Source organism: Chloroflexus sp. (assembly GCF_034431535.1).
Taxonomy (GTDB): Bacteria; Chloroflexota; Chloroflexia; order Chloroflexales; family Chloroflexaceae; genus Chloroflexus.
The window spans coordinates 1-1,648 of record NZ_DAOUDC010000043.1 but is presented as its reverse complement, the minus strand read 5'-3'; the positions used below and the strand labels follow the sequence as shown (position 1 = coordinate 1,648).

Sequence of the window (1,648 nt, the reverse complement as noted above, 5' to 3'; positions counted from 1 at the left end):
GCGGAGTATGCGGGCGGCGGCGTTGCTGGCCGGACGCACCCCGCCGCCGCAGGTGCTGGAGGGAGGTATGCTGGCGTGGGAAGCGGCCAATTTGCTTGAAGCGGTAGAGTAACGTGCAAACAGTTGCAGCGGATGGGATAAAACCCAGTTCTCGCAATGCCAGAGCGGTGCAACATCGTGACGAAAATCGCGGTATGATAATAACCATATTCACAAGCAGTTCCCGATCACGATGGGATAAGCGGGCCAGCGGCCCGCGCCCCTGAGGCGTAGGATTGCCGGATGCACAACTAGCTATCCAGCACGTTTGGATCGGCGGGCCAGCGGCCCGCGCCCCTGAGCACGACGCTATGCTTGACTACATACGTTCGGTTACCATCCTCTTCATGCAGCCAATCCGGTTGGTGCGCACCTACCCGCTCGAAGCGTTGCGCGCTGATCTGTTCGCCGGCCTGACTGTCGGATTGGTCTTGTTGCCGCAAGGGTTAGCCTTCGCCATTCTGGCCGGATTACCGCCGATCGTCGGCCTGTATAGTGCGATGACCGCCACCATTGTCGGCGCGTTATGGGGATCGTCATCACACCTCAACAGCGGCCCCTCCACCACCGGCGCGATTTTGACCCTCTCGGTCTTGTTGCCGGTTGCGCAGATTGGTAGCGATCAGTTTGTGCTCGCGGCAAGCATGATCGCTGTTATGGCCGGGATCATCCGGTTACTGATGGGCATTGCCCGGCTGGGTATGCTGGTCACGTTTATCTCTGATGCGGTGGTCATCGGTTTTACGGCTGGATCCGGTCTGCTGATTTTCTTCAATCAGGTGGGGTCGATCGTGCGGATCACCATCCCGCCCGGAGCGGGTATTCCGGCGATTATTGCCGAGACATTCGCCCAACTGACCGCCATTCATTGGCCATCATTGGCGGCCGGAGCAACGACGATTGCACTGATCTACCTTATCCCGCGAATCACGCGCAAACTGCCGGCTGCACTCTTGAGCATGGCGATTGTCACCCTCGCGACGGCGCTCTTGGGCGCAGAACAATACGGCATCCGCCTGATGGGCGACATCCCGCCGGGTTTTCCGCCCCTTGCCAACCTCCCCATCTTCGATCTCAACTTGATTGGTCAGCTCGCTAACGGCGCGCTAGCCTTGGCCATTATCGGTCTGGTCGAAGCGATAGCAATCGGGCGCGCGATTGCCGGCTACACCGGCCAGCGCATCGACAGCAACCAAGAGTTTGTCGGGCAGGGATTAGCGAACATCATCTCCGGCACCTTCTCCGGCCTGCCCTGCTCTGGCTCGTTCAACCGCTCAGCGCTAGCGTATCAGACCGGCGGCAAGACGGCTCTCACCGCTGTCATTTCAGGGGTAACGGTGTTGCTTGGAACGGCGGTTCTGAGCGATATCCTCGAGCTGATCCCCCGTCCGGCGATTGCTGGCACGCTCATGGTCGCCTCCTTGGGAATGATCGATCGCCGCGGCATGGTACGGATTTGGCGCGGCTCGCGCGGCGAAGCGGTGATTATGGTGGTCACGCTGGCGCTGACCCTGACCCTGCCGCTGCAATTCGCCATCTTGATCGGCGTGTTGATGTCGCTCGGCTATTACCTGCTGCGCACGGCAATGCCGCGGGTGGAAGCCGTGAC

The 1,648-nt window shown here is 60.4% G+C and carries 1 protein-coding gene; it reads left to right on the top strand.

Annotated elements, in window-relative coordinates; all coding sequences use genetic code 11:
* Nucleotides 1-350: 350 nt before the first annotated feature.
* On the top strand, nt 351-1,648 hold a 1,298-nt coding region (locus tag U9R61_RS10190; protein WP_322488708.1), incomplete at its 3' end, for a SulP family inorganic anion transporter.